24 protein-coding genes are annotated in these 23,069 nt (G+C 62.1%); 18 read left to right on the top strand and 6 right to left on the bottom strand.

Annotated features, from left to right (window positions below; genetic code table 11):
• Nucleotides 1-88: 88 nt before the first annotated feature.
• Nucleotides 89-1,204 (top strand): pyridoxal phosphate-dependent aminotransferase, encoded by a 1,116-nt coding sequence (locus tag AC244Q_RS05600; RefSeq protein WP_128407177.1) that lies wholly within the window; start codon nt 89-91, stop codon nt 1,202-1,204.
• A gap of 141 nt (nt 1,205-1,345) precedes the next feature.
• On the opposite strand, the gene AC244Q_RS05595 is transcribed toward AC244Q_RS05600, so the two are convergent.
• The gene (locus AC244Q_RS05595; RefSeq protein ID WP_012756760.1) at nt 1,346-1,612 is read right to left on the bottom strand and encodes an SEL1-like repeat protein; all 267 of its coding nucleotides are present in this window, start codon (nt 1,610-1,612) and stop codon (nt 1,346-1,348) included.
• A gap of 443 nt (nt 1,613-2,055) precedes the next feature.
• Between AC244Q_RS05595 and AC244Q_RS05590 the strand changes: the two genes are divergently transcribed.
• From AC244Q_RS05590 to AC244Q_RS05570, 5 genes are all read left to right on the top strand, one after another.
• Nucleotides 2,056-2,394 carry a DUF2147 domain-containing protein gene (locus AC244Q_RS05590; RefSeq protein ID WP_128407176.1) on the top strand — a complete coding sequence of 113 codons (339 nt, stop codon included), beginning with the start codon at nt 2,056-2,058 and terminating at the stop codon, nt 2,392-2,394.
• Nucleotides 2,395-2,466: 72 nt separating this feature from the next.
• On the top strand, nt 2,467-2,736 hold the full coding sequence (locus AC244Q_RS05585) for a CopG family ribbon-helix-helix protein (RefSeq protein ID WP_128407175.1): 270 nt from the start codon (nt 2,467-2,469) through the stop codon (nt 2,734-2,736).
• Entirely contained in the window at nt 2,733-3,029 is a 297-nt protein-coding gene (locus AC244Q_RS05580) for a type II toxin-antitoxin system RelE/ParE family toxin (RefSeq protein ID WP_128407174.1), read from the top strand. The genes AC244Q_RS05585 and AC244Q_RS05580 overlap by 4 nt, the downstream gene beginning before the upstream one ends.
• A gap of 210 nt (nt 3,030-3,239) precedes the next feature.
• On the top strand, nt 3,240-3,419 hold the full coding sequence (locus AC244Q_RS05575) for a hypothetical protein (protein WP_012756756.1): 180 nt from the start codon (nt 3,240-3,242) through the stop codon (nt 3,417-3,419).
• A gap of 184 nt (nt 3,420-3,603) precedes the next feature.
• Nucleotides 3,604-5,106, top strand: a complete 1,503-nt coding sequence (locus tag AC244Q_RS05570) for an AMP nucleosidase (RefSeq protein ID WP_113547136.1) — start codon at nt 3,604-3,606, stop codon at nt 5,104-5,106.
• A gap of 9 nt (nt 5,107-5,115) precedes the next feature.
• On the opposite strand, the gene AC244Q_RS05565 is transcribed toward AC244Q_RS05570, so the two are convergent.
• The gene (locus AC244Q_RS05565) at nt 5,116-5,331 is read right to left on the bottom strand and encodes a hypothetical protein (protein WP_245459826.1); all 216 of its coding nucleotides are present in this window, start codon (nt 5,329-5,331) and stop codon (nt 5,116-5,118) included.
• Between the two features lie 154 nt (nt 5,332-5,485).
• Here AC244Q_RS05565 and AC244Q_RS05560 point away from each other — a divergent pair, with 154 nt between their 5' ends.
• Genes AC244Q_RS05560 through AC244Q_RS05545 form a run of 4 tightly spaced genes read left to right on the top strand, consistent with a single transcriptional unit; the run spans nt 5,486 to nt 7,825 of the window.
• Nucleotides 5,486-5,842, top strand: coding sequence for a YciI family protein (locus AC244Q_RS05560; protein ID WP_113547134.1), 357 nt, complete (start codon nt 5,486-5,488; stop codon nt 5,840-5,842).
• A 10-nt stretch (nt 5,843-5,852) separates the two neighbouring features.
• Nucleotides 5,853-6,212 (top strand): YciI family protein, encoded by a 360-nt coding sequence (locus tag AC244Q_RS05555; RefSeq protein ID WP_113547133.1) that lies wholly within the window; start codon nt 5,853-5,855, stop codon nt 6,210-6,212.
• A gap of 2 nt (nt 6,213-6,214) precedes the next feature.
• On the top strand, nt 6,215-6,574 hold the full coding sequence (locus AC244Q_RS05550) for a YciI family protein (RefSeq protein WP_113547132.1): 360 nt from the start codon (nt 6,215-6,217) through the stop codon (nt 6,572-6,574).
• 9 nt (nt 6,575-6,583) lie between these two features.
• Nucleotides 6,584-7,825 (top strand): RNA polymerase sigma factor, encoded by a 1,242-nt coding sequence (locus tag AC244Q_RS05545; RefSeq protein WP_128407173.1) that lies wholly within the window; start codon nt 6,584-6,586, stop codon nt 7,823-7,825.
• On the opposite strand, the gene AC244Q_RS05540 is transcribed toward AC244Q_RS05545, so the two are convergent.
• Complete coding sequence (locus AC244Q_RS05540; protein WP_113547130.1) at nt 7,793-8,755, bottom strand: lysylphosphatidylglycerol synthase domain-containing protein; 963 nt, start codon at nt 8,753-8,755, stop codon at nt 7,793-7,795. The two genes, AC244Q_RS05545 and AC244Q_RS05540, sit on opposite strands and share 33 nt — an antisense overlap.
• 173 nt (nt 8,756-8,928) lie before the next feature.
• Between AC244Q_RS05540 and AC244Q_RS05535 the strand changes: the two genes are divergently transcribed.
• The 4 genes from AC244Q_RS05535 (at nt 8,929) to AC244Q_RS05520 (ending at nt 14,577) form a co-directional block, all read left to right on the top strand.
• On the top strand, nt 8,929-10,422 hold the full coding sequence (locus tag AC244Q_RS05535; protein WP_113547129.1) for an ArnT family glycosyltransferase: 1,494 nt from the start codon (nt 8,929-8,931) through the stop codon (nt 10,420-10,422).
• Between the two features lie 137 nt (nt 10,423-10,559).
• The gene (locus AC244Q_RS05530) at nt 10,560-11,576 is read left to right on the top strand and encodes a glycosyltransferase family 2 protein (protein WP_003546851.1); all 1,017 of its coding nucleotides are present in this window, start codon (nt 10,560-10,562) and stop codon (nt 11,574-11,576) included.
• Between the two features lie 12 nt (nt 11,577-11,588).
• A complete protein-coding gene (locus tag AC244Q_RS05525) occupies nt 11,589-13,088 on the top strand; it encodes a glycosyltransferase family 39 protein (RefSeq protein WP_113547128.1) in 1,500 nt (499 codons plus the stop codon).
• Nucleotide 13,089: 1 nt separating this feature from the next.
• Entirely contained in the window at nt 13,090-14,577 is a 1,488-nt protein-coding gene (locus tag AC244Q_RS05520) for an ArnT family glycosyltransferase (RefSeq protein WP_113547127.1), read from the top strand.
• 6 nt (nt 14,578-14,583) lie between these two features.
• Here AC244Q_RS05520 and AC244Q_RS05515 read toward each other — a convergent pair whose 3' ends face one another.
• Complete coding sequence (locus AC244Q_RS05515; RefSeq protein ID WP_128407172.1) at nt 14,584-15,951, bottom strand: aspartate aminotransferase family protein; 1,368 nt, start codon at nt 15,949-15,951, stop codon at nt 14,584-14,586.
• A gap of 83 nt (nt 15,952-16,034) precedes the next feature.
• Between AC244Q_RS05515 and AC244Q_RS05510 the strand changes: the two genes are divergently transcribed.
• Entirely contained in the window at nt 16,035-17,387 is a 1,353-nt protein-coding gene (locus tag AC244Q_RS05510; protein ID WP_113547125.1) for a glutamine synthetase family protein, read from the top strand.
• Nucleotides 17,388-17,422: 35 nt separating this feature from the next.
• On the opposite strand, the gene AC244Q_RS05505 is transcribed toward AC244Q_RS05510, so the two are convergent.
• Nucleotides 17,423-18,367 (bottom strand): diacylglycerol/lipid kinase family protein, encoded by a 945-nt coding sequence (locus AC244Q_RS05505; protein ID WP_128407171.1) that lies wholly within the window; start codon nt 18,365-18,367, stop codon nt 17,423-17,425.
• Nucleotides 18,368-18,666: 299 nt separating this feature from the next.
• Between AC244Q_RS05505 and AC244Q_RS05500 the strand changes: the two genes are divergently transcribed.
• Nucleotides 18,667-19,893, top strand: coding sequence for an MFS transporter (locus tag AC244Q_RS05500; RefSeq protein WP_113547124.1), 1,227 nt, complete (start codon nt 18,667-18,669; stop codon nt 19,891-19,893).
• Here AC244Q_RS05500 and AC244Q_RS05495 read toward each other — a convergent pair.
• Entirely contained in the window at nt 19,852-20,256 is a 405-nt protein-coding gene (locus AC244Q_RS05495; RefSeq protein ID WP_113547123.1) for a winged helix-turn-helix transcriptional regulator, read from the bottom strand. The two genes, AC244Q_RS05500 and AC244Q_RS05495, sit on opposite strands and share 42 nt — an antisense overlap.
• A 103-nt stretch (nt 20,257-20,359) precedes the next feature.
• Between AC244Q_RS05495 and AC244Q_RS05490 the strand changes: the two genes are divergently transcribed.
• Both AC244Q_RS05490 and mgtE read left to right on the top strand, forming a co-directional pair.
• The gene (locus AC244Q_RS05490; RefSeq protein WP_113547122.1) at nt 20,360-21,373 is read left to right on the top strand and encodes a zinc-binding alcohol dehydrogenase family protein; all 1,014 of its coding nucleotides are present in this window, start codon (nt 20,360-20,362) and stop codon (nt 21,371-21,373) included.
• A 314-nt stretch (nt 21,374-21,687) separates the two neighbouring features.
• Nucleotides 21,688-23,061, top strand: a complete 1,374-nt coding sequence (gene mgtE / locus AC244Q_RS05485) for a magnesium transporter (protein WP_113547121.1) — start codon at nt 21,688-21,690, stop codon at nt 23,059-23,061.
• Nucleotides 23,062-23,069 lie beyond the last annotated feature (8 nt).

Genomic DNA, 23,069 nt, shown 5'->3' with positions numbered 1-23,069 from the left:
GTCGTTGCGGAAATAATCTTGCTTGCGTTGGCCGTGCCCGGGCCTATTGTTTCGCCAATTGTCATTATGTCCGGGAAACTGCCGTCGCATGTCCGCCTTTTCGCGCTTTACACCTCTTGCCAGCGCCCTGCCCTCCACAGTCCCCTTCGTCGGCCCCGAGGCGATCGAGCGCCAGCGCGGACTTGCCGTTTCGGCGCGCATCGGCGCCAATGAGAACGGCTTCGGCCCAGCCGCTTCCGTGTTTGCAGCGATGCGCGAAGAGGCCGGCAATATCTGGAAATACAATGACCCGGAGAATTTCGCGCTCAGGGAAGCGCTGGCCGCCCATCTCGGAGTCTCGGCCGCCAATATCGCCATCGGCAGCGGCATCGACGAATTGCTTGGCCAGATCGTCCGGCTGGTGATCGAGCCGGGCGCGCCCGTCGTTACCTCGCTCGGCGCCTATCCGACCTTCAATTTCCACGTCGCCGGTTTCGGCGGCCGGCTGGTGACCGTTCCCTACGCAAACGACCGCGAGGATCTCTACGGGCTGCTCGATGCGGTGAAGCGCGAGAACGCGCCGCTCGTCTATTTCGCCAATCCCGACAATCCGATGGGAAGCTGGTGGGATGCCGACAGCATCGTCGCGTTCGCCCGGGCGCTGCCCGAGACGACGCTGATGGTGCTCGACGAGGCCTATAGCGAGACGGGACCATCAGGTTCGCTGCCGTCGGTCTCCTCGCTGATCGAAATGCCGAACGTTGTTCGCACCCGCACCTTCTCCAAGGCCTACGGACTTGCCGGCTCACGCACCGGCTATGCCATCTCGACGGCAGGCACGGCGCAGGCCTTCGACAAGATCCGCAATCATTTCGGCATGAACCGGCTGGCAACGGCTGCAGCGCTCGCGGCGCTGAAGGACCAGGCCTATCTCGTGGAGGTGGTCGGGAAAATCCATGCGGGCCGGGAGCGGATCGGCGGCATCGCCCGGGCGAACGGCCTCGTCCCCCTGCCCTCGGCAACAAATTTCGTGGCGATCGACATAGGCCGCGACGGCTCTTATGCGCGGTCGATCGTCGACGGCCTGATAGAGCACGGCGTCTTCATCCGCATGCCTGGTGTGGCGCCCCTCAACCGCTGCATCCGCATCAGCGTCGGGCCGGAGGCGGATATGGCGCTGCTCGAACAGGCTCTGCCGCAGGTTCTGAAAAAGATCGGCCGATAAAACAGAAGAACCGCGGCCGGTGGAGGAAATCCGGTCGCGGTTCTCTTCTCCCGGCGTCGGCCCCCTCCAAAGCGCCCCGCCACCCCCCTCTTTTTGAGGTTGTTATTACTGCTCTTGTCGAATTCCTGATCGGAGACGGTCTTAGTGAACCGTCATCCACTCGCGGGCGGCGCGCAACGCTGCTGCGAGCTGCATCTTGTCCATGGCGGCGGCCACGTCGGCACGAAGCTCGGCGGCGCGGTCGTTGCCCTTGATTGCGGCGATGTTCAGCCATTTGTGGGCTGCAACGAGATCGACTTCGCAGCCGCGGCCGGTCGCATACATCAGACCCATTTCGCAGAAGACATCGGCGCTGTTGTCGCCACCCATGGTGGCCGTTTCAGCATTGTGCATTTCAAAGCGTGCCATCGGTTTTATCCCTGTTAGCCTGTTTATGACTTACCCTGTTTTACCTCGGGGCCTTGCCGTCTATCGCGGCTTGCGGCCCTTCCGGTCCGGCGGGTTTGCCCCGCTCGTTTGATGGGTTCACTATGCCAAACGGCTTTCAAAAAACGCCTAAAATGCATGATTAATTTGAGACAAACAAAGTGCAAACACTTGGTAAAATTGGATTTTCGTTAAACATCGGACTCCCTGCGAATTAAGGATTTTCGAGCGGGTTTTACGAAAGATTCAGATTTGAAAATAAACGGAACGTTCATCATGAAATCAGCAGGCGATCTCTTTGAACGCTCGCCGCATAGCTTTTTCTCCCGTTTTTCAGCAGTCAGCATGATAGTGATTGACCTTATTTACCTTTACGTTCGCGTCAGTTATTTTCACGGCCGAACAGGGACATCATGGAGGAAAAGATGATCCGCAGCTTCGTTCTTGCCGGCGTCATAACAGTCATCGCGGGTATCGCGCATGCCGAGGAGCCGATTGTCGGCAACTGGAAGACGGCCGCCGGCGATACGGCGGTGATCGCATCCTGCGGCGGCAGTTACTGCGTGACGCTGAAGACCGGTAAATATGCCGGCCGGAAGATCGGCACGCTTGCGGGAACCGGCGGCAGCTATGCCGGCGAGATCACCGACCCGGCCGCCGAAAAGACCTATAGCGGCGCGGGCAAGGTTTCCGGCAATTCGCTAAGGATGCAGGGCTGCGTGATGAAGATCCTTTGCAAGTCTCAGACCTGGACGCGGCTCTGAGAGAACGCGGGGGATAGCTGGCAAGGCCGACATGTGTTAGATTGTACACAGTTCAACACAGGAGTTTTCGAAATGGCCGGCAGCACGACCATGACGATTCGGGTCCGCCCCGACGTAAAAGAAAAGCTCGACAGGATTGCCGCCGATACGCACCGCAGCAAATCGTTCCTCGCTGGCGAGGCCGTAGCGGCCTATGTGGAGCGCGAGCTTGAAATCATCGAGGGTATCAAGCGCGGCATGGCCGATGCGGAAGCTGGGGGCGTTATACCGCACGAGCAGGCTGTCGCCGAAATGCGTGAGGTCATCGAAGATGCCAAGCGCAGGAAGACCCCGCGCGGATGAGGCCGGTTCTTTGGTCGAAGGAAGCACACCAAGATAATCTGGAAATTCTGCGTTACATCGCGAAGGACAGCCCCGATGCGGCCGAAAGGGTCGTGGACGCCATCGAGGAAGCCGGCAAGAAACTTGGGGAATTTGCAACCGGTCGGTCAGGGCGAGTAGCTGGCACTTATGAAAAATCCCTCACCCGGCTCCCCTACATAATTTCTTATGAGCTGCGGTCGATCGCGGGACGTGAAAGCGTCGTTATCTTGCATGTGATCCATACCGCGCGGGATTGGCCGGCCGAAGAATAGCCGAACCAACTTATAAGCGTATCGTAGCGCACCTGCGCAGCCATTATCCAAAACGCCAAGCATGTCGACGCGGCATGCCTCCAAGTCCCTGGCGGTCGGCCGAGCCTGTCCGGCAAGCTGAACGGCTGATGAACCGGCAGCTCAGCACCCGTTCAGCCATCGCATGCCAAAACTCTTGTCACGATAGAGTTGCGTATCGGGGATAAGGGGATGAACATCTATATTCTGGCAAGACGCTTTAGCATCATCACGCTGTTTGCGGCGATCTTCGCGATCACGTTTTCGGCAGTCGTGGTGCACGAAGGCGGCGGCGGGGCGCAGTCGCATTTCGGGGCGAGCTATACCTGCCTGGAGAGAAACGGCACCTTCTGCGCGCCTGCGGTGCGTTGACTAAAGCGCATCGCATCGAACCGAATTCATGCAATGCGCATTAAGTCTTTGATTTATGCAGATCGTCATACAAAACCGCTGCACACTTTTGGGCGACATCGCATCGGACAGGCAGCAGGATAAAAAATCGGAATCCGCCGGCGCGCGTCGTTTGCTTGTCAAGAACAACTCTCTATAATGTGTCATGAACAAACGAATCCCCCCTTTGTCGCCCCTCGACATTTCCTCTCCACCGCCTTTCCAGCCTGAGAGTTTCGATGATCCCGCCAAGGCGGTCGAGGCGCTGACGGCGCTTTACGAGCGCAATACGGCGTTTCTCATCCAGAGCTTCGCCGAACTCGCACAGGGCGCGCCGATCTCCTCGCGCTACCGCGCTTTTTATCCGCAGGTCAGCATCGAGACGACAAGCTTCGGCCATGTCGATTCGCGGCTTTCCTATGGTCATGTCACGGCACCCGGCATCTACACGACGACCGTCACCCGGCCGAAGCTCTTCAAGCATTACCTGAAAGAGCAGCTGGGGCTGCTGGTGAAGAGCCACAATGTGCCTGTCATCGTCTCGGAATCGACGACGCCGATCCCCTTGCACTTCGCCTTCGGCGAGGGTGCGCATGTGGAAGCATCGACCAACGCCTTCATCGACGTTCCGATGCGCGATATCTTCGACACACCCGATCTCAACACCACCGACGACGAGATCGCCAACGGCGAATATATCCCGCCGCCTGGAGAGCCCTCGCCGCTTGCGCCATTTACCGCGCAACGCATCGACTATTCGCTTGCCCGACTGTCGCATTATACGGCGACGCATGCCGAGCATTTCCAGAATTTCGTACTGTTTACGAATTACCAGTTCTATATCGACGAATTCTGCAGCTGGGCGCGCAAGCTGATGGCCGAGGGCGGCGACGGCTATACCGCCTTCGTCGAGCCCGGCAATGTCGTCACCCTGCCCGGCTCGAACGCGCCGGAAACGGATTCCGCCCTCACCCGCCTGCCACAGATGCCAGCCTACCATCTGAAGAAGAAGGGCCATGCCGGGATCACCATGATCAATATCGGCGTCGGCCCCTCCAACGCCAAGACGATCACCGACCACGTCGCCGTGCTGCGCCCGCATGCCTGGCTGATGCTCGGCCATTGCGCCGGTCTTCGCAACAGCCAGCGGCTCGGCGACTATGTTCTCGCCCATGCCTATATGCGCGAGGACCATGTCCTCGACGACGACCTGCCGGTCTGGGTACCGATCCCGGCGCTGGCCGAAGTGCAGGTGGCGCTGGAAGCCGCCGTTGCCGAAATCACCGGTTATGAGGGTTTCGAGCTGAAGCGCATCATGCGCACCGGCACCGTCGGCACGATCGACAACCGCAACTGGGAACTGCGCGACCAGCGCGGGCCGGTGAAGCGGCTCTCCCAGGCGCGCGCAATCGCGCTCGACATGGAATCGGCAACGATCGCCGCCAACGGCTTCCGCTTCCGCGTGCCCTATGGCACGCTGCTCTGCGTCTCCGACAAGCCGCTGCACGGCGAATTGAAGCTGCCGGGCATGGCGACGGCCTTCTACCGCACGCAGGTCAACCAGCACCTGCAGATCGGCATCCGCGCCGTCCAGAAGCTTGCCGCCATGCCGAAGGAAGCGTTGCATTCACGCAAGCTGCGCAGCTTCTTCGAAACGGCCTTCCAATAGGCCGTTTCCTCATCTGCCCGTGACGACAGGCGCCGACCCCTCGGCCAGCATCTGCGGCCTGCCGGCGGCAAGGTTCAGCCCTGATATCAGCAGGGTGAAGGCGACGACGACGAAAACGATGCGCAGAAGAACCTTCAGCGCATCGGCATCGTCGAGTACCAGCTGATGCCTCTCACGACGGCGTGCCCAGATCTGGCTTGCCAGGGCGATTTCAAGAATGCTCATTTCCGTTCTCCTCGACAGGTTTCGATGAAGCCTTGTCGAGTGCTGCCTTGCGATTTCGACAGCCGGCCGGCACAAAGATTTTTTCCACCGCTGTCGAAACGCAGGGAACTCGGTCGTCCAGAGTTATTGAGACGCTCACAAGGAGGCTGCCGCGATGAAATATCTCTGTCAGGTCTGGTTCGATGGCGGGGTACTCGACGCCATGACGAAAGAGGAAAAGATAGAACTCGACAGCAATTCCTTGAACTATGACAAGGACCTCGTCGAAAGCGGGCATATGATCGTCGCCCAGGCGCTGCAGCCGCCGAAATCGGCGGTGACCGTGCGGGTGCGCGGTGGCGAGATGTCAGTGACCGACGGTCCCTTCACTGAGACGAAGGAGGCGCTCGGCGGCTTCATCCTGATCGAAGCAAAGGATCTCAACGAAGCGATCCGGATTGCGTCAGGCATCCCGCTCGCCAGGCTCGGCGCGATCGAGGTGCGGCCAATCCACGAATTCGGAGCTAAATGAGGAGAGACCAATGAAATTTCTATGCCAGATCTGGTTCGACACGGAAAAAAGCAAGCTGGTCCCTCAAACCGAATGGGATGCGCTCACACAGGAGTGCATCACCAGCGACAATCGCTGGCGCGAGAGCGGTCATCTGCTGGTGGCGCTCGCCTTGCATGAACCGTCAACGGCGGTCACGGTCCGCCTGCGCAATGGCGAAGCCTTTGCGACCGATGGCCCATTTGCCGAAATCAAAGAGCACCTCGGTGGTTTTGTGCTGATCGAAGCCGAGAATATCGAGGAGGCGAAGACGATCGCGTCGAGTTTTCCGATCCTCAAATATTGCTCGATCGAAGTGCGCCCGACTTACTCCATCCAGGATGGGAAATAGCCATGCGCTACATCTGCCTGATTTATAACAGCGCCGACACGGACGGGACGCTGACGCCTGATGAAACCGATGAACTCGTCAAAGCGCATTTCGCCTTCGACGAGGAGCTGCGCCGCGACGGCATCATGATCCATGCCGATGCACTTGAGATGCCTGACAAGGCGACCGTGCTGCGGGTTCGAGACAATAGGCTGTCCGCTACCGACGGCCCCTATGTCGAGACGAAGGAGCATCTGGCCGGTTTCTACGTGATCGAGGCGCCGGATGTGTTGAAAGCCAGGGAAATTGCCGGGCGGATCCCGTCGGCGCGTTTCGGCGCGGTCGAACTGAGGCCCGTGCGGATGCTGACTCTGCCGGACTGAGGTGCCCCATTGGAAAGCGTGATCGAGGACATCTATCGGACGCAGTCGCGCCGGGTGCTGGCGACGCTGATCCGCCTGCTCGGCGATTTCGACCGGGCGGAGGAAGCGCTTCACGACGCCTTTGCCGCGGCCGCGCGGACATGGCCGACGGACGGTATTCCCGGCAACCCAGTCGCCTGGCTCGTTTCGACGGGGCGCTTCAAGGCGATCGACACGATCCGGCGGCGGGCGCGTTTCGATGCTTCGCAGCATCATATCGAAGACAGCCTCTACACGCCCGATGCAACGGAGATCGGCGGCATGGAACCGATCGAGGACGACATGCTGCGGCTGATCTTCACCTGCTGCCATCCGCTCATTCCGGCCGATGCGCAGATGGCGATGGCGCTGAGGGAAATCTGCGGGCTAACCACCGAAGAGATCGCCCATGCCTTCCTCATTCCGGCGCCGACGGTCGCCCAGCGGATCGTGCGCGCCAAAGGCAGGATCCGGGCGGCGAAGATCCCCTACGAGGTGCCGGGCCGCGAGGCGCTGCCGCCGCGGCTAGACCGGGTGCTGCACGTTATCTACCTCGTCTTCAACGAGGGCTATTCGGCCTCTTCGGGCGAGGAGGTGGTCCGCGCCGACCTGACCGCAGAGGCGATCCGTCTGGCGCGGCTGCTTCTGGCGCTGCTACCGCATCCCGACGTTTCCGGCCTGCTGGCGCTGATGCTGCTGCAGGACTCCCGCCGCACCGCCCGCCGCGTCGGGGACGGATCGCTGGTGCTGCTTGCCGATCAGGACCGCTCGCTCTGGGATCATGTGAAGATTGCGGAAGGCCTGGCGCTGCTCGCCGCGGCGATGGAAGCCGGAGAAATCGGTACCTATACGCTGCAGGCGGCGATCGCCGCCGAACATGCCCGGGCGCCGGCTGCCGAAGAGACCGACTGGCGGCGGATCGCCTTTTATTACGATCTGCTTCTGGCGGCGCAGCCCTCCCCGATCGTCGAGCTCAACCGCGCCGTGGCGATTGCGATGGCGGAAGGGCCGGCGAAGGGGCTGGATCTGGTCGATAGCGTTCTGGGACGCCGGGAGCTGCAGGCCTATCATCTCGCCCATTCGGCGCGCGCCGACTTCCTGCGCCGTCTCGGCCGGACCGATGAGGCGATCGCGGCCTATGAAACGGCGCTGTCTCTCTGCCGGCAGGAGCCGGAGCAGGCGTTTCTGAGAAAACGGATTTCAGAGCTTGCCGCGACGCCCGAGCGGCAGTGAAATCGCGGTGCCTGTCAGTGCCGAGACGATGATCAGCAGGTGGGCATTGACGCTTGCCTGCGCCAGCGCGGCCAGGGCCAGCCGCTCGCTCGAGGCGCCCAAGGCGATGGCGCCGGCGGTGATGCCGGCCGGATAGGTGCCGACGCCGCCCGGCGCATGCATCGGCAGCACGGAGGAGAGCTCGCCGCCGAGCGCTCCGCCGAAGCTCGCCGCCATCGGCAGCACACCCATCAGGCCGAGCGCCCAGGCCAGCACCATCACCTTCACCAGCCAGTTGACGATGGTCATCGCCCAGGCACGCGCAAAGGCGATGGCATCGATCGGCAAGCCGTTTTCGATCTCGGCGACAAATTTCTGCGCCTTGTTCGGCAGCAGTCTGGCGGCTAGGCGCAGCAGCGGCTTGCGGGCGGCGAAAGCCGCGACCGGCAGCAACAGGAAGACCGTCCAGAGCGACCAGGCAACAGCCGCATCGGCTGAAGCGACGGCAAAACCGATGCCGGCGGCGGCCAGAAGGGCGTGCAGATCAAGCAGCCGCATGACGAACAGCGCCGAGGTTCCGCGCGTCAGAGGAATGCCGAATTCGGTGCGCATCAGCAGCGGAAAGCTGGTCTCGCCGGTGCGGAAGGGCAGCATGATGTTCAACAGGTTGTGGATCTGCGTGACGCGGAAGAGGACCGCGAACCGGCCAGCCGTTTCCTTCGGAAAATAATCATAGATGCGCCAGGTGCGCAGGAAATAGGTGCTCGTCAGCAGCACCAGCGCACCGATCACCGGACCCGCGCCGACATCGGCCCACTGCCTGATGATAACAGGCCAACCCCAGAACCATTGGATGAAGAGGCCATAGGCTGCGACGATGACGACCGTCAGAACGGTCATGCGATTGCGCATAAACCAGGATTGCCGGCTTTCAACGATCGAACTCTTCATGTAGTAGGCATTCCTCGCTTGGCTTCGGCATAGGCAGCGGTTCCGTCGCCAGGCCTTTTAGGAGAAATGAAGGTTGCGCACAACGACGGAGTTGATGGCGGCGGTGGCGAACAGGCTTCCACGCCGACGATCCGAGCGCCGTGACGGCGCCTTGCCGGCTTGACGTGGAGACGATGTTGGAGCGGATTACCAAAAGCATTACGAGCGCAAGTATTTTTCTGGCAGGCTATTTCCTGCTGAACATCGCGCTTCGCATCGCCTTGCCGCATACGCTCGATCTCGACGAGGCGGAGCAATCCTTCTACTCGCAATACCTGCTTGCCGGCTACGGCCCGCAGCCGCCCTTCTACAACTGGATCCAATATGCCATCGTTTCGGTGACCGGCATATCGATGTGGGTGCTCTCGGTGCCCAAGAACATCATCCTCTTCGGCTGTTATCTCTTCTACGGGCTTGCTGCCCGCGAGGTACTGAAGAGCCGTTCGCTCGCAGCCGTCGCCATGTTGAGCCTGATTACTCTGCCGCAGGTCGGCCTGATGGCGCAGCGCGAACTGACCCATACGGTTGCCCTGCTGTTTGCGACCTCGCTCTTCCTCTTCGGTTTTTTCCACACGCTGCGCCAGCCGACGATCGGGAGCTATCTCCTCATCGGCATCGCCACGGGCATCGGGCTCATCTCGAAGTATAATTTCGCCATCCTGCCATTTGCTGCTCTCGTCGCCGTGCTGCCAGAGCGGGAATGGCGCAGCCGGCTCATCGACTGGCGTTTGCTGCCGGCCGCCGTCCTTGCCATTCTGATCGTGCTGCCGCATGCGCTCTGGCTGCCTGACAATCTTGCCAGCGCCTCTGCGCCGACGCTGGAGCGGATGACTGCCGAACACCTGGCCCCGGCCGGCCTCCCCCGCATCGGGCAAGGACTGCTGTCTCTCGTCATCGCCGTCCTCGGCTTCGTCGCATTGCCGATCGTTCTGATCGCGGCCGCCTTCCGGCGCAACTTCTTTCGCGCGCTCTCCTCTTCCAGCCCGATGATCCGGGTGATCGAGCGGATGATGGTCATCAGCCTGCTCGCCTTCGTCGGCGTGATCCTCTTCGCCGGCGCGAGCGATATCCACGAGCGCTGGCTCGACCCATGCCTGCTCGTCCTGCTGATCTATCTGTTCCTGAAACTGGAAACCGCAGACCTCGATCTTTCCGCCGGTCTTGCGCGCTTCCGGCCGGTGGTGCCGGTCTTCATGGTCGTCATCCTGTCGATCCTTCTTTTCCGGATCGTCGGCATTCAATATATCGGCACTTATACGAGAACGAACGTACCCTTTTCCGGCTACGTTGCTGAATTGACCGCGACCCGCAAGCCGGTTCTGATCGTGGCGGGAACCAAGTTCGTTGCCGGCAACATGCGGCTAAAGTTTCCCGACGTTCCCGTCGTGATCCCGTTCTTCCCCGGTCCCGGAGTTCCCGAATATGCTGACGCGAAGGGGCCGGTGCTGGTTATCTGGCGCGGCGAGACCGCAGATGATCCAACAATTTCCCCCGGCTTCGCCAATGACCTCGTCAAATCGGGCATTCATCTGCCAGAGTTGAAGACGCTGACGCTGCCCTATCTCTTCGGTGACGGCAAACGCAGCTTCTCCATTGGTTACTCCTGGGTGGACGGCGGCGCGAAATAGCGCCCCGGCAGATCAGCCGATTGCGGGAAACCGGCATTGCCCGCTGGCAACCGGCGGACACTTCATGTAGTAGCCTTCCGCAAGTGCGGCGGCAGCAGTAAAGATTGCTCGGCCGTCCGGCCTTTTGGAGATGAAAGTTGCAGACAACCGTAGAGCCCATTCGCGGTACGAATGATCCGGTACAATCGCTCGAACTGTCGCTGGTCGTGCCCATTTTCAACGAAGAGCAAAGCGTCGGCCCGCTTGTCGAGCGCGTCGCGGCTGCGATGGTTAGCTACCCCCATCGCTGGGAGCTGATCCTCGTCGACGACGGCAGCACGGATGCGACGCTCGTCAACGCCCGCAAGTATGTGGGACGCGAGGGGCTGGCGCTCAGGATCGTCGAGCTGCAGCGCAACTTCGGCCAGACAGCCGCCATGCAGGCCGGCATCGATACCGCCCGTGGCCGCCTGATCGCGACGATGGACGGCGACCTGCAGAACGACCCGAAGGACATTCCTTCGATGGTCTCCGAGCTGGAACGGCGTGAACTCGACCTCTTGGTCGGCTGGCGCAAGAACCGCAAGGACGGCCTGTTCCTGCGCAAGATCCCCTCCTGGTGCGCCAACTACCTGATCGGCCGCATCACCGGCGTCAAGCTGCATGATTACGGCTGCAGCCTGAAGATCTACCGTGCCTCGATCATCAAGCAGGTGAAGCTGATGGGCGAGATGCACCGCTTCATCCCCGCCTGGGTCGCCGGTGTCGTCCCGAGCTCGCGCATCGGCGAGATGGCCGTCACCCACCATGCCCGCGAGCACGGCGTTTCGAAATACGGCATTTCGCGCACCTTCCGCGTCATCCTCGATCTGCTGTCGGTGATGTTCTTCATGCGCTACAAGGCGCGGCCAGGGCATTTCTTCGGTTCGCTGGGTCTCGGCCTCGGCGCGCTCGCCATGCTGATCCTGCTCTATCTCGGCTTCGACAAATTCATCCTCGGCAACGACATCGGCACGCGACCGATGCTGATGGTCGGCGTCGTGCTGCTGCTGTCGTCGGTACAGATGATCACCACCGGCATCCTGGCGGAAATGATCGCGCGCACCTATTACCGCGACGATGCCTCTCCGAATTATATCGTGCGGCAGATCTTCGACGATCAAAGCCAAGCCTAAGCCGGCAGCACGATGCTGGAGCGCGCGACGAGGACGATCAGAACCGCGGGCCTGCTGCTTGCAGCCTATTTCGTGCTCAACATCGCGCTGCGCATCGCGCTTCCGCATTCGCTGGAGCTCGACGAGGCCGAGCAATCCTTCTTCTCGCAATATCTGCTGGCCGGCTACGGCCCGCAGCCGCCCTTCTACAACTGGATGCAATATGCAGTCGTTTCGGTGACGGGCATGTCGATCGGCGCGCTGATCGTTCCGAAGAACATCCTGCTGTTCCTGTCCTATCTCTTCTATGGCCTTGCCGGGCGGCGCGCGCTGAAGGACGAGGCGCTTGCCGCCGTCGGCATGCTGGCGCTGATCACCCTGCCCCAGGTCTCCTACATGGCCCAGCAGGATCTGACCCACACGACGGCGCTGCTCTTTGCCAGCTCGCTGTTTCTCTACGGCTTCTTCCGCACGCTCGACCGGCCCGATATGGCGAGCTACCTGCTGCTCGGGCTTGCGACCGGCATCGGGCTGATCTCGAAATATAATTTCGCCCTGATGCCTGTCGTCGCCTTGATCGCCATCCTGCCCGATGCCGAATGGCGGCGCCGGGCGCTCGACTGGCGCATGCTGGCAGCGATCGCTGTTGCGCTCGTCATCATCCTGCCGCACGCGATCTGGCTGCAGGGCAATCTCGCATTCGCCTCCTCCGACACTCTGGTCAAGATGGCCGCCGGCAGCGAACCCGCCGGCGCCGTGCGGATCGGCAAAGGCCTTCTCGCCTTTCTCGTCGCCATCATCGCCTTTGCGGCGCTGCCGGTGGTGATCTTCGCCGCTACGTTCCGCCGGGATTTTGTCAGGGCGCTTTCGGCGGGCAACCGCTGGACTGGGATGATGGAGCGGATGATGCTTGCAAGTCTTGCCGGCATCGTTCTGATCGTGCTGTTCACCGGCTCCACCACGGTGCGCGAGCGCTGGCTCGACCCGTTCCTGCTGGTGCTGCCGATCTATTTCCTGGCGAAAATACAGGCGGCCGGGCTCGACCTTTCCGCCGGACTACGCCGCTTCCGGCCGGTACTGCCGGTGCTGATGGCCTGCGTGCTGATCGCACTCGGCTTGCGCGTCGTCGGCGCCGGGCTGATCGGCACTTACAGCCGGCCGAATGTGCCGATGGCGGGTTTTTCGCGCGAGATTACGCGACAGGCGCAACCGGCGCTGGTGATCGCTTCCGACACCTATATCGGCGGAAACATGCGGCTGCAATTTCCCGATGTGCCGGTCGTGATTCCGGATTTTCCGGCACCCGGCATTCCGTCCTATGCCGAGGCCAAGGGGCCGGTGCTGATCGTCTGGCGCGGCAAGAAGACGGCGACGGCTGCCGATGCGGTCATGCCGGAGCGGTTTTCCTCGGCGCTGACGACGGCTGATATCGCGCTGCAGGAGATCGGCTCGCTGTCGCTTCCTTATTATTTCGGCCGCCGGGGCGACAATTTCGCGCTCGGCTACGCCTGGGTTCAGCCGGGGGCCAGATAGAATGACCGAAAGCAACCGTCGCGACACCAGTTGGATCTTTGTGCTGCTGGCCGCTTATTTCGTGCTTCAGGTCGGCGTGCGGCTCGCAACCTCGCATTCGCTCGATCTCGACGAGGCCGAACAGGTATTCCGCTCGCAATGGCTTGCCGCCGGCTACGGTCCGCAGCCGCCCTTCTACAACTGGCTGCAATATACCGTCTTCCAGTTTGCCGGTGTCTCGCTAACCGCGCTTTCGGTGGTGAAGAACCTGCTGCTGTTCAGCTCCTACGTGCTCTACGGCCTGACCGCGCGGCTTATCCTGCGCGACAAGGCGCTGGTGGCGATCGCCACGCTCGGGCTGCTGACGATCCCGCAGATGGCTTTCGAGATGCAGCGCGACCTGACGCACACGGTCGCCGTGTTCTTCTCGGCCAGCATCTTCTTCTACGGCTTCATCCGCAGCCTGAAGCAGCCGAGCCTTGCCTCCTATCTGATTGCAGGCATCGGCATCGGTTTCGGCCTGCTTGCCAAATATAATTTCGCGATCCTGCCGGCGGCAGCCCTGATTGCCGCGCTTTCGGATGCGCGCCTGCGGCCACGGATCTTCGACTGGCGGCTGGTGCTGACGGCGGCGGTGGCGCTCGTCATCACCCTGCCGCATCTCTTCTGGCTGAAGGACAATCTCGATTTCGCCACCGCACGCACCCTGGAGAAGATGACCGCGAGCGGCCATGCGAGCTATCTCACGCAGGTGGCCATGGGCGTCAGTTCACTGGCTCTCGCCACCATCAGCTTTGCCGGATTGACTGTGGCGGTATTCGCGCTCGTCTTCGTCAAGAGCCTTCGTCCGGCACTCGGCTCCGGTTCGGAATGGACGCGGCTGCTCGAGCGGATGATGCTCGTCTTCCTGGCCGGCATTCTGCTTCTGATCGTCTTCGGGGGTGCTGCCGGCATCAAGGATCGCTGGCTGGTGCCGATGCTCTTCATCCTGCCGCTCTATTTCTGCCTGAAGATCGAGGCAGTGGGCGTCGCGACAGACAGGGCGTTCCGGCGTTTCATGCCCATCGTCGCCGTCATCATGATCGGCGTGCCGTCGGCCCTCTACGGCAGCGTCGCGACGGCACGCTTCACCGGCCATTACGAGCGGCTGAACAGGCCCTATGCCGGCATGCTGGAAATCCTGCGCAAACAGTTCGAACCGGCGGCGATCCTTGCCGGCGACAGCCTGCTTGCCGGCAATCTCAGGCAGGATATTCCCGGCGTGCCGATCCTCTCCGTGGATTATCCCGGCTTCAACCCGGATCTCTCCAGCCGGCGGCCACTTCTCCTGGTATGGCTCCTTCCGCAGAAGGGGGGAAGCGAAGCGCTTCCGCCTGATATGGCTGAATGGTTGCAGGCCAATCTCGGCGTTGCCGCACCGCAGGCTTCGGCGATCGACGTGCCCTATTTCTACCGGCGCGGCGACGACAGCGACCGTTTCGGGTACGCCTGGGTCAACCAGCCGGGCTGAGCGCAATCAGGATTTCAGCTCCTTCCAGGTCAAATCCAGCGCCAGCCTGGTGATCCTCGCCATCTCGTCCACCTCGGCGTGGCTGATGACGAGAGGCGGCGAGGCGAGCATGCGGTCGTCGGTGGCGCGCAGCACGAGGCCGTTCGCCAGCGCGTGGTTGCGCACCAGCGCACCGACCTGATCGGGCTTGGCATAACGGGTGCGGGTGCTCTTCTCGGCGGCAAGCTGCAGTCCGCCCATCAGGCCGATGCTGGCGGCTTCGCCGACCAGATCATGTTCGGCGAGCGCTGCCCAGGCCCGGCCGAAATAGGGACCGATATCGTCACGCACGCGTTCGACCAGTCTTTCCTCCTCGATGATGCGCAGGTTTTCGACTGCTGCGGCAGCGCAGACCGGGTGGCCGGAATAGGTGAAGCCGTGATTGAAGTCGCCGACCTCGTTGATCAGCACATCGGCGATGCGGTCGCTGACGAGCACGCCGCCGATCGGCAGGTAGCCGGAGGAAAGCCCTTTGGCGAGCGGCGCCAGATCGGGCTCGACGCCGAAATACTGGTGGCCGAACCAGGCGCCCAGTCGGCCGAAACCGCAGATCACCTCGTCGGTCACCAGCAGGATATTGCGCGCCTTGCAGATGCGGTCGATCTCCGGCCAGTAGGTCTCGGGCGGGATGATGACGCCGGCAGCCCCCTGTACCGGCTCGGCGACGAAGGCGGCGACGTTCTCCTCGCCGAGTTCGTCGATCTTCGCTTCGAGCTCTCGGGCAACCTTGAGACCGAATTCGGCGGGTGAGAGATCGCCGCCCTCGCCGTACCAATAGGGCTGGCCGATATGGACGATGCCGGGGATCGGCAAGTCGCCCTGCTCATGCATGTATTTCATGCCGCCGAGGCTGGCGCCGGCAACGGTCGAACCGTGATAGCCGTTCTTTCTCGATATGACGATTTTCTTCGACGGCTTGCCGATGGCGCTCCAATAGACGCGCGCCATGCGGAACCAGGTGTCGTTCGCCTCCGAGCCGGAGCCGGTGAAGAAGATGTGGTTGAACCGCTCCCCGGCATGGGAGGTGACCTTCTGCGCAAGCAGCGTCGCCGGCGTCGAGGTCGTGCCGAAGAAGGTGTTGTAATAGGGCAGCTCATTCATCTGCCTGGTGGCGGCATCGGCGATCTCCCGGCGGCCATAGCCGATATTGACGCACCAGAGGTCGGCGAAGCCATCAAGATATTTCCTGCCGTGATTGTCGAAGATGTAGACGCCCTCGCCGCGTTGGATGATACGCGCGCCCTCGGCATTCAGCTTCTTCATGTCGGCGAAGGGATGCAGGTGGTGCGCAGCGTCGATCGCGGCAAGATTCGAGGGTGGGTAAGTATCGGGCATGACTGGTAAAAGACCCTCGCGGATTGAAAGGCTGATGTCGATGAGATAGGAGCTTGGCCTTGTCCCGGAGGATTTTCAAGGTCATGGCGAGCGACAGGATGGACGGCAAGGCCGACGGCGGCGATCCGCGCTTCGAGATCCTGATCGTCGGCATGAATGGCGACCTGCGTGGCAAGCAGCTTCCACCTGGTACCGAAGACAAGGTCTGGGCCGGTGACATCCGCCTGCCGACCTCGACGCAATCGCTCGACATCTGGGGCGACGACAATGACGATATCACCGGCCTGTCGCTGACGATCGGCGATCCCGACGGCAAGGTCATCCCCGACCGGCGCAGCCTGGCGCCGATGCCCTGGGCGCCCGAGGGCTCGATGCAGGTGCTCGCCACCATGCACGAATTCGACGGCAGCCCGAGCTTCATGGATCCACGCGCCATCCTCGCTTCGGTGGTCGAGCGCTATTCGGCACGCGGACTGACGCCCGTCGTCGCCACCGAGCTGGAATTCTATGTGATGTCGGGAGACTGGCGCGAAACCGGACGCCCCTCCCCGCCCGAAAGCCTCACCTATTGCGGCCAACCGAACGGTTTCCAGCTCTACGATATGAGCGCCGTCGACGCGCTCGACGGCTATTTGCAGACGCTGAGGGCCTATGCGAGAGCGCAGGACCTGCCGGCGGATGCGACGACGGCGGAATTCGGTCCGGGACAGTTCGAGGTCAACCTGCTGCACCGCCCGGATGCGCTGGCAGCCGCCGACGATTGCCTCTATCTCAAGCGCATCGCCGAACAGGCGGCGCGCCGCCACGGGCTGAAATCGACCTGCATGGCCAAGCCCTATTCCGAACATGCCGGCTCCGGCCTGCATGTGCATGCGAGCATTATCGACGGGCAAGGCCGCAACATCCTCGATGCCAAGGGCGGCGAACCGAAGCTGCTCAAATCGGTGACAGCAGGCCTGCTTAACACCATGCGCGAGGCGCAGCTGATCTTCGCCCCCTTCGCCAATTCCTACCGCCGCTTCCAGCCGGGCTCGTTTGCGCCTGTCGATCTGACCTGGGGCAGCGGCCATCGCGGCACGGCGATCCGCATCCCCGACAAGGATGGGCCGGCAGCACGCATCGAGCACCGCGTCGCCGGCGCCGACGCCAATCCCTATCTGCTGCTGGCAGCGATCCTCGGCGGCATGCTCACCGGTCTCGACGGCGAACTGGACCCCGGTGAGGAGACGACTCCCTCGCGCATACCTGCGAATACGACGCGACTGACGCATGATTTCCTCAGCGCCGTCGAGACTTTCCGCACCTCGCCGTTCATCGCCGATATCTTCGGCGCGCGCTATCAGGCGCTCTATGGCGACACCAAGCGCAAAGAAGCGCTTGCGCATCTGCGCACCGTTTCGGATTTCGACTACCGCACTTATCTGCCGCGGCTCTGAAATTACGCGGCCGCCGATTTACGCAGCGGGCCGACTTACGCAGCGGGCTCGCGGCGTTCGTCCGCATTCACTTGAGCGGCAAGCCCCTGCTTGACGAGAACCTTCAATTCGCCCGGATGCAGCCGGATCGAGACGTCGCGTTCGAGCGGCAACAACTCGCCGTCCATGACGCAATTGGCCTTGGAGCGCAGTTTCGGGAAATGCAGGTGCACTTCGGCCGGGTGCATCACCATGACATCGGCATTCTCGCGGACCTTGCCGCGCAGCATGTCGATGGCGAGGCGGGCGACACCAAGCGGCTTCAGCGGATTTGCCGTGTAAAAGCCGAGTTCGCCGCTTCTCAAATAATCGGCGTAAAGCAGCGCGTTCTCGCCGAAGGGATTGTTGGAGACTGATATCGCCGACACCCTGCGGCGCTCGCGCATGCCGATCGCCTCGAACTCGACCTCGAATTCCGGCGGGTTGAAGATGACGCCCAAGGCAGCCTTCGTACTCGCCCGGATCTTGCCCAGCCGGGAACGATAGCTGTAGGCGTTGCGGTAACGCACCATGCGGGCATGCAGGCCGGCGGAAAACTGGTGGATGAAGGGCCGGCCGTTGGCGCTGGCGATATCGACATTGTCGACCTCGCCAGAGGCAAGCACATCGAGCGCCTGCCAGATATCGAGCGGCACACGCAGCGAGCGGGCAAAGAGGTTCATCGTGCCGGCCGGCACGACGCCGAGCGCAATGCCGTTTTTCCAGGCAATCGATGCCGCCGCCGAAATCGTGCCGTCACCACCGCCGGCAACGATACCGTCGATATCGTCGCGCTTGGCAGCCCGCTCCATGGCGGGAACGATTTCCTTTCCTGAGAAGACGATGGCGTCAAAATCGTGCCCCGCTTCGCGGAAAGCCGCCTCCGCCCTTTTTTCATAGGCCAGCATGTCGGTGGTCTTGAAGGTCCCGCCGTCGCGATTGAAAAAGCCTACAAGCTTCATAAGAGCTCCCGTCTCTGGCGCGGAAATGCTCCTGCCTTGCCCTGAGATGGTTGCGGTATCGCCGATTTCAAGCGCAGCCTTCTTTCCTGACAAAGGACAGAAGTGCAAAAATTGCAATAGACGTATGCACATAGCAGGACGCTGCACTGCAAAAAATGCACTCGACGGCAGCCGAGAGCTCACGGATAGATGGTCTATCGGAGACATCGTCTCCACCTCCCGCCATTTCCACCGATCGGCTTGCGGCTGCGCCTGCGCCAGGGGCCATTGCCAAGCAGAAACCGCCTCGAGGAGCTCTCGTGAGTGAGATTGCCGCCAATATTTCCATCGATAGCCGGGATGAAGAGCTGCCGTCGGCAATGACCGTGGCGCTGGTCCAGCTGGCGCTCGCCTGCGGCGGCTTCGGCATCGGCACCGGCGAATTCGCGATCATGGGATTGCTGCCCAATGTCGCCGAGACCTTCTCGGTCACGACGCCACAAGCCGGCTACGTCATCAGCGCCTATGCGCTCGGCGTCGTCGTCGGCGCACCTGTTATTGCCGTGCTCGCCGCGAAGATGGCGCGCCGCACGCTGCTTTTGACGCTGATGCTGATCTTTGCCGCTGGCAATATATCGAGCGCCATGGCGCCGACCTTCGAAAGCTTCACGCTGCTGCGCTTCGTCAGCGGCCTGCCGCACGGCGCCTATTTCGGCGTCGCGGCCCTTGTCGCCGCCTCGATGGTGCCGGTGCATCGCCGCGCCCGTGCCGTTGGCCGCGTCATGCTCGGCCTGACCGTCGCGACACTTCTCGGCACGCCGTTGACGACCTTCTTCGGCCAGTCGCTCGACTGGCAGGTGGCGTTTTTCTCGGTCGGCGTGCTCGGCCTGCTGACGGTGGCACTGATCTGGTTCTACGTTCCGAAGGACAGGGTTTCCGCGGAAGCGGGTTTCCTGCGCGAACTCGGCGCCTTCCGCCGGCCGCAGGTGTGGCTGACGCTCGGCATTGCCGCTGTCGGTTACGGCGGCATGTTCGCGATGTTCAGCTATATCGCCTCGACGACGACTGAGGTGGCGATGCTGCCGGAGACGGCCGTTCCGATCATGCTGGTCCTCTTCGGCGTCGGCATGAATGCGGGCAATTTCATCGGCTCTTGGCTCGCCGACAAATCGCTGCTCGGCACGATCGGCGGGTCGCTCATCTATAATATCGTCGTGCTGACCATCTTCTCGCTGACCGCCGCCAATCCCTATATGCTCGGTCTCTCCGTCTTTCTCGTCGGCTGCGGTTTTGCCGCCGGACCGGCGCTGCAGACGCGGCTGATGGATGTCGCCGCCGACGCGCAGACGCTTGCGGCCGCTTCCAACCATTCCGCCTTCAACATCGCCAATGCGATCGGCGCTTGGCTCGGCGGTCTCGTCATCGCCGGGGGCTACGGTTTTGCGGCGACCGGTTATGTCGGCGCGGCACTGTCCTTCCTCGGCCTCTTCGTCTTTGCAGCCTCGCTACGCCTCGAGCGCCGCGACCGGAGCACGCAGGCCGTCTGAGGCCAAGCGCAGCTCGCGGCCTTCCGGGCTGCAGAAGACATAATCGTCACCCCAGGCGGCCAACGCCTGGATGACGGGCTTTAGCGTCCGGCCGAGCGGCGTCATTGCATATTCGACCCTCGGCGGCACGACCGGATAGACGGTGCGTGAGACAAGGCCGGACTCTTCCAGTTCACGCAGCTGCTTGGTCAGCATGCGCTGGGTCACGGCCGGCAGCTTACGACGCAATTCGTTGAAGCGCAGGGTTCCCTCCATCAGATGAAACAGGATCACGCCCTTCCACTTCCCGTCGAGGTAAGTCAGCGTCGCTTCGACCGGGCAGCCGGGGAAATTCTTGACGAGCTTGGCGCGCGGCAACGACATTTTACAGTATCCTTTTGGGTACTACGTACAGAATTTGTGCATTCTTGCGTTGTCAGATCATAGTGCGCATCTAGCTTCCGTGCAACGAACACAGGAGTTTCCCATGCGCGCCGTCGCCTATAAAAAGCCCCAACCGATCTCCTCCGAAACCTCGCTGATCGATGTCGATCTGCCGATGCCGGAGGCCAAGGGTCACGATCTGCTCGTCGAGATCAAAGCCGTTTCGGTCAATCCCGTCGACGTCAAGGTGCGCGCCCATTCCGCACCGCCCGCAGACGAGTTCAAGGTGCTCGGCTGGGATGCCGCCGGCATCGTCAAGGCCATCGGCGCCGATGTCACCCTGTTCAAGCCCGGCGACGAGGTGTTCTACTCCGGCGTCATCAGCCGCCCGGGCAGCAATGCCGAATTCCATCTCGTCGACGAGCGCATCGTCGGCACCAAACCGAAGAGCCTCGACTTCGCGGCCGCGGCGGCCCTGCCGCTGACCTCGATTACGGCCTACGAGGCGCTGTTCGACCGGCTGAAGGTGCAGGACGCAGTTTCAGGAGCGGCACGATCCATCCTGATCATCGGCGGCGCTGGCGGCGTCGGCTCGATCGCCATTCAGATCGCCCGGGCATTGACCGACCTGACGGTGATCGCTACGGCCTCGCGGCCGGAAACGCAGGACTGGGTGAAGGAACTCGGCGCGCATCACGTCGTCGACCATTCCAAACCGATCGCGCCGCAGGTGGCAGCGCTCGGCATCGGCGCGCCGGGATTCATATTCTCGACCACCAACACCGACAGCCATATCGGCGACATCGTCGAAGCGATTGCGCCGCAAGGCCGCTTCGCATTGATCGACGATCCGAAAACGCTCGACATCGTGCCCTTCAAGCGCAAGGCCGTCTCCGTTCATTGGGAGCTGATGTTCACCCGCCCGCTCTACGGCACGCCTGACATGATCGAGCAGCACAAGCTGCTGAACAAGATTTCCGAGCTCATCGACGGCGGAAAGATCCGCACCACGCTTTCGGAGATCGTCGGGCCGATCAATGCGGCAAACCTAAAGACGGCGCATGCCATGGTCGAAAGCGGCAGGATGAAGGGCAAGGCGGTGCTTGCAGGATTCTGAGGTCACAGCCGGCAGGCCGGTATTCGGGGACCCCCAAGATCATCCAAACCATACCCGCCTGGAATGCCGCATCGTGGGGTGCGGCATTCTGGCGTTAAGCATTTATCCCGCTTGACTTTTTCTGCGTCCGGGACCACCTAGCATTCACGTGGATGACACTCGTCGACCACGGATTTCAACGGAGCCATCATAACGATGCCAAGCGACAGTAGCAGTCGATTGCCTTTGCCGTACGCGACCCTCGTGCGCTGACCGACTCCTGTCGGCTCGCCCGATCGGACGCTACGGCGGATCGACGGAAAGGCGAGCCTCAAATGAATATCAATCGCTTCCCTCTTCGGGCAGGCCATGCCGCCCGTGTCTTCATCAACAACAGCCGCGGCGCAACGATCGCCGAACGTGTCGAATCGTTGAACGTACTCAGCGTCCAGGATGCCGGGCGGGTGCTGACCGGCATGCCGCTCGACTATGCGGTCAACATTCTCGACCGGCCGGAGCTTCGCAACGCTGCACAGATCCTTGCGCTGATCAGCCCCGAGGATGCCGCACGGCTGTTGCACGGCATGTCCAACGACCGCGTCGCCGACGTGCTGCTCGAACTCGACGGCGAGACCCGCGCCCGGCTTTTCTCCAGCCTCGACGAACCGGTGCGCATCGCGATCCAGCACCTGATGGGCTATCCGCCGCGCACGGCCGGCGGCATCATGACGACGGAGTTCGTCAGCGTGCCTGATAGCTGGACCGTCGCCCGCACGCTCGACCATGTGCGTCAGGTCGAACGCTCGCGCGAGACCGTCTACGCCATCTATGTGCTGGACGAGGTCAGCCATGCGCTACTGCATGTGGTGACGCTGCGCCGCCTCATCACCGGCGAGCCGGAGGCTTCAATCCTTTCAGTGGCACAGAAGGGTGCGCCGGTTTCGGCCGATCCGCTGATGAAGCAGGAGGATGTCGCCAGGCTGATCCGCAAGCACGACCTGCTCGCCCTGCCCGTCACCGACGAACAGGGGCAGATTCTCGGCATCGTCACTGTCGACGACGTGATCGACACGATGATATCGGACACGACGGAAGCGGCTCAGAGGTTCGGCGGCATGGAGGCGCTCGGCCAGCCCTACATGAAGATCAGCTTCGCCGGCATGATCCGCAAGCGCGCCGGCTGGCTCGCTGCGCTCTTCCTCGGTGAGATGCTTACGGCAAGCGCCATGCAGCATTTCGAAGGCGAGCTGGAAAAGGCCGTGGTGCTGACGCTGTTCATCCCGCTGATCATGAGCTCGGGCGGCAATTCCGGGTCGCAGGCGACATCGCTGATCATCCGGGCGCTGGCGCTCGGCGAGTTGAAGCTTTCGGACTGGTGGAAGGTGCTTTTGCGCGAACTGCCGACCGGCATCGTGCTCGGCGCGATCCTCGGCCTCGTCGGCTTCATCCGCATCGTCTTCTGGCAATCGGCCGGGCTCTACGATTACGGCCCGCACTGGCAGATGGTTGCCGTCACGGTGTTTGCCGCCTTGATCGGGATCGTCACCTTCGGTTCGATCTGCGGCTCGATGCTGCCTTTCGTGCTGCAGAAGCTGCGGCTCGATCCGGCCAGCGCGTCAGCCCCCTTCGTCGCCACGCTGGTCGATGTCACCGGGCTTGTCATCTACTTCTCGGTGGCGCTGCTCATCCTCAGCGGGACGCTGCTCTAGCCCGCAAT

It is taken from the genome of Rhizobium sp. CB2179 (assembly GCF_057653455.1).
This window is presented reverse-complemented; position numbering and strand designations above follow the sequence as displayed.

What these genes read in the sequence shown, in the direction of transcription:
- AC244Q_RS05550 (WP_113547132.1), top strand. Translation starts at nt 6,215, where the DNA reads ATGCGCTACATCTGCCTGATTTATAACAGCGCCGACACGGACGGGACG.
- AC244Q_RS05570 (WP_113547136.1), top strand. Translation starts at nt 3,604, where the DNA reads ATGAACAAACGAATCCCCCCTTTGTCGCCCCTCGACATTTCCTCTCCA.
- AC244Q_RS05490 (WP_113547122.1), top strand. Translation starts at nt 20,360, where the DNA reads ATGCGCGCCGTCGCCTATAAAAAGCCCCAACCGATCTCCTCCGAAACC.
- AC244Q_RS05590 (WP_128407176.1), top strand. Translation starts at nt 2,056, where the DNA reads ATGATCCGCAGCTTCGTTCTTGCCGGCGTCATAACAGTCATCGCGGGT.
- AC244Q_RS05515 (WP_128407172.1), bottom strand. Translation starts at nt 15,951, where the DNA reads ATGCCCGATACTTACCCACCCTCGAATCTTGCCGCGATCGACGCTGCG.
- AC244Q_RS05585 (WP_128407175.1), top strand. Translation starts at nt 2,467, where the DNA reads ATGGCCGGCAGCACGACCATGACGATTCGGGTCCGCCCCGACGTAAAA.
- AC244Q_RS05505 (WP_128407171.1), bottom strand. Translation starts at nt 18,367, where the DNA reads ATGAAGCTTGTAGGCTTTTTCAATCGCGACGGCGGGACCTTCAAGACC.
- AC244Q_RS05535 (WP_113547129.1), top strand. Translation starts at nt 8,929, where the DNA reads ATGTTGGAGCGGATTACCAAAAGCATTACGAGCGCAAGTATTTTTCTG.
- AC244Q_RS05495 (WP_113547123.1), bottom strand. Translation starts at nt 20,256, where the DNA reads ATGTCGTTGCCGCGCGCCAAGCTCGTCAAGAATTTCCCCGGCTGCCCG.
- mgtE (WP_113547121.1), top strand. Translation starts at nt 21,688, where the DNA reads ATGAATATCAATCGCTTCCCTCTTCGGGCAGGCCATGCCGCCCGTGTC.
- AC244Q_RS05600 (WP_128407177.1), top strand. Translation starts at nt 89, where the DNA reads ATGTCCGCCTTTTCGCGCTTTACACCTCTTGCCAGCGCCCTGCCCTCC.
- AC244Q_RS05555 (WP_113547133.1), top strand. Translation starts at nt 5,853, where the DNA reads ATGAAATTTCTATGCCAGATCTGGTTCGACACGGAAAAAAGCAAGCTG.
- AC244Q_RS05595 (WP_012756760.1), bottom strand. Translation starts at nt 1,612, where the DNA reads ATGGCACGCTTTGAAATGCACAATGCTGAAACGGCCACCATGGGTGGC.
- AC244Q_RS05560 (WP_113547134.1), top strand. Translation starts at nt 5,486, where the DNA reads ATGAAATATCTCTGTCAGGTCTGGTTCGATGGCGGGGTACTCGACGCC.
- AC244Q_RS05575 (WP_012756756.1), top strand. Translation starts at nt 3,240, where the DNA reads ATGAACATCTATATTCTGGCAAGACGCTTTAGCATCATCACGCTGTTT.
- AC244Q_RS05540 (WP_113547130.1), bottom strand. Translation starts at nt 8,755, where the DNA reads ATGAAGAGTTCGATCGTTGAAAGCCGGCAATCCTGGTTTATGCGCAAT.
- AC244Q_RS05565 (WP_245459826.1), bottom strand. Translation starts at nt 5,331, where the DNA reads ATGAGCATTCTTGAAATCGCCCTGGCAAGCCAGATCTGGGCACGCCGT.
- AC244Q_RS05525 (WP_113547128.1), top strand. Translation starts at nt 11,589, where the DNA reads ATGCTGGAGCGCGCGACGAGGACGATCAGAACCGCGGGCCTGCTGCTT.
- AC244Q_RS05580 (WP_128407174.1), top strand. Translation starts at nt 2,733, where the DNA reads ATGAGGCCGGTTCTTTGGTCGAAGGAAGCACACCAAGATAATCTGGAA.
- AC244Q_RS05510 (WP_113547125.1), top strand. Translation starts at nt 16,035, where the DNA reads ATGGCGAGCGACAGGATGGACGGCAAGGCCGACGGCGGCGATCCGCGC.
- AC244Q_RS05520 (WP_113547127.1), top strand. Translation starts at nt 13,090, where the DNA reads ATGACCGAAAGCAACCGTCGCGACACCAGTTGGATCTTTGTGCTGCTG.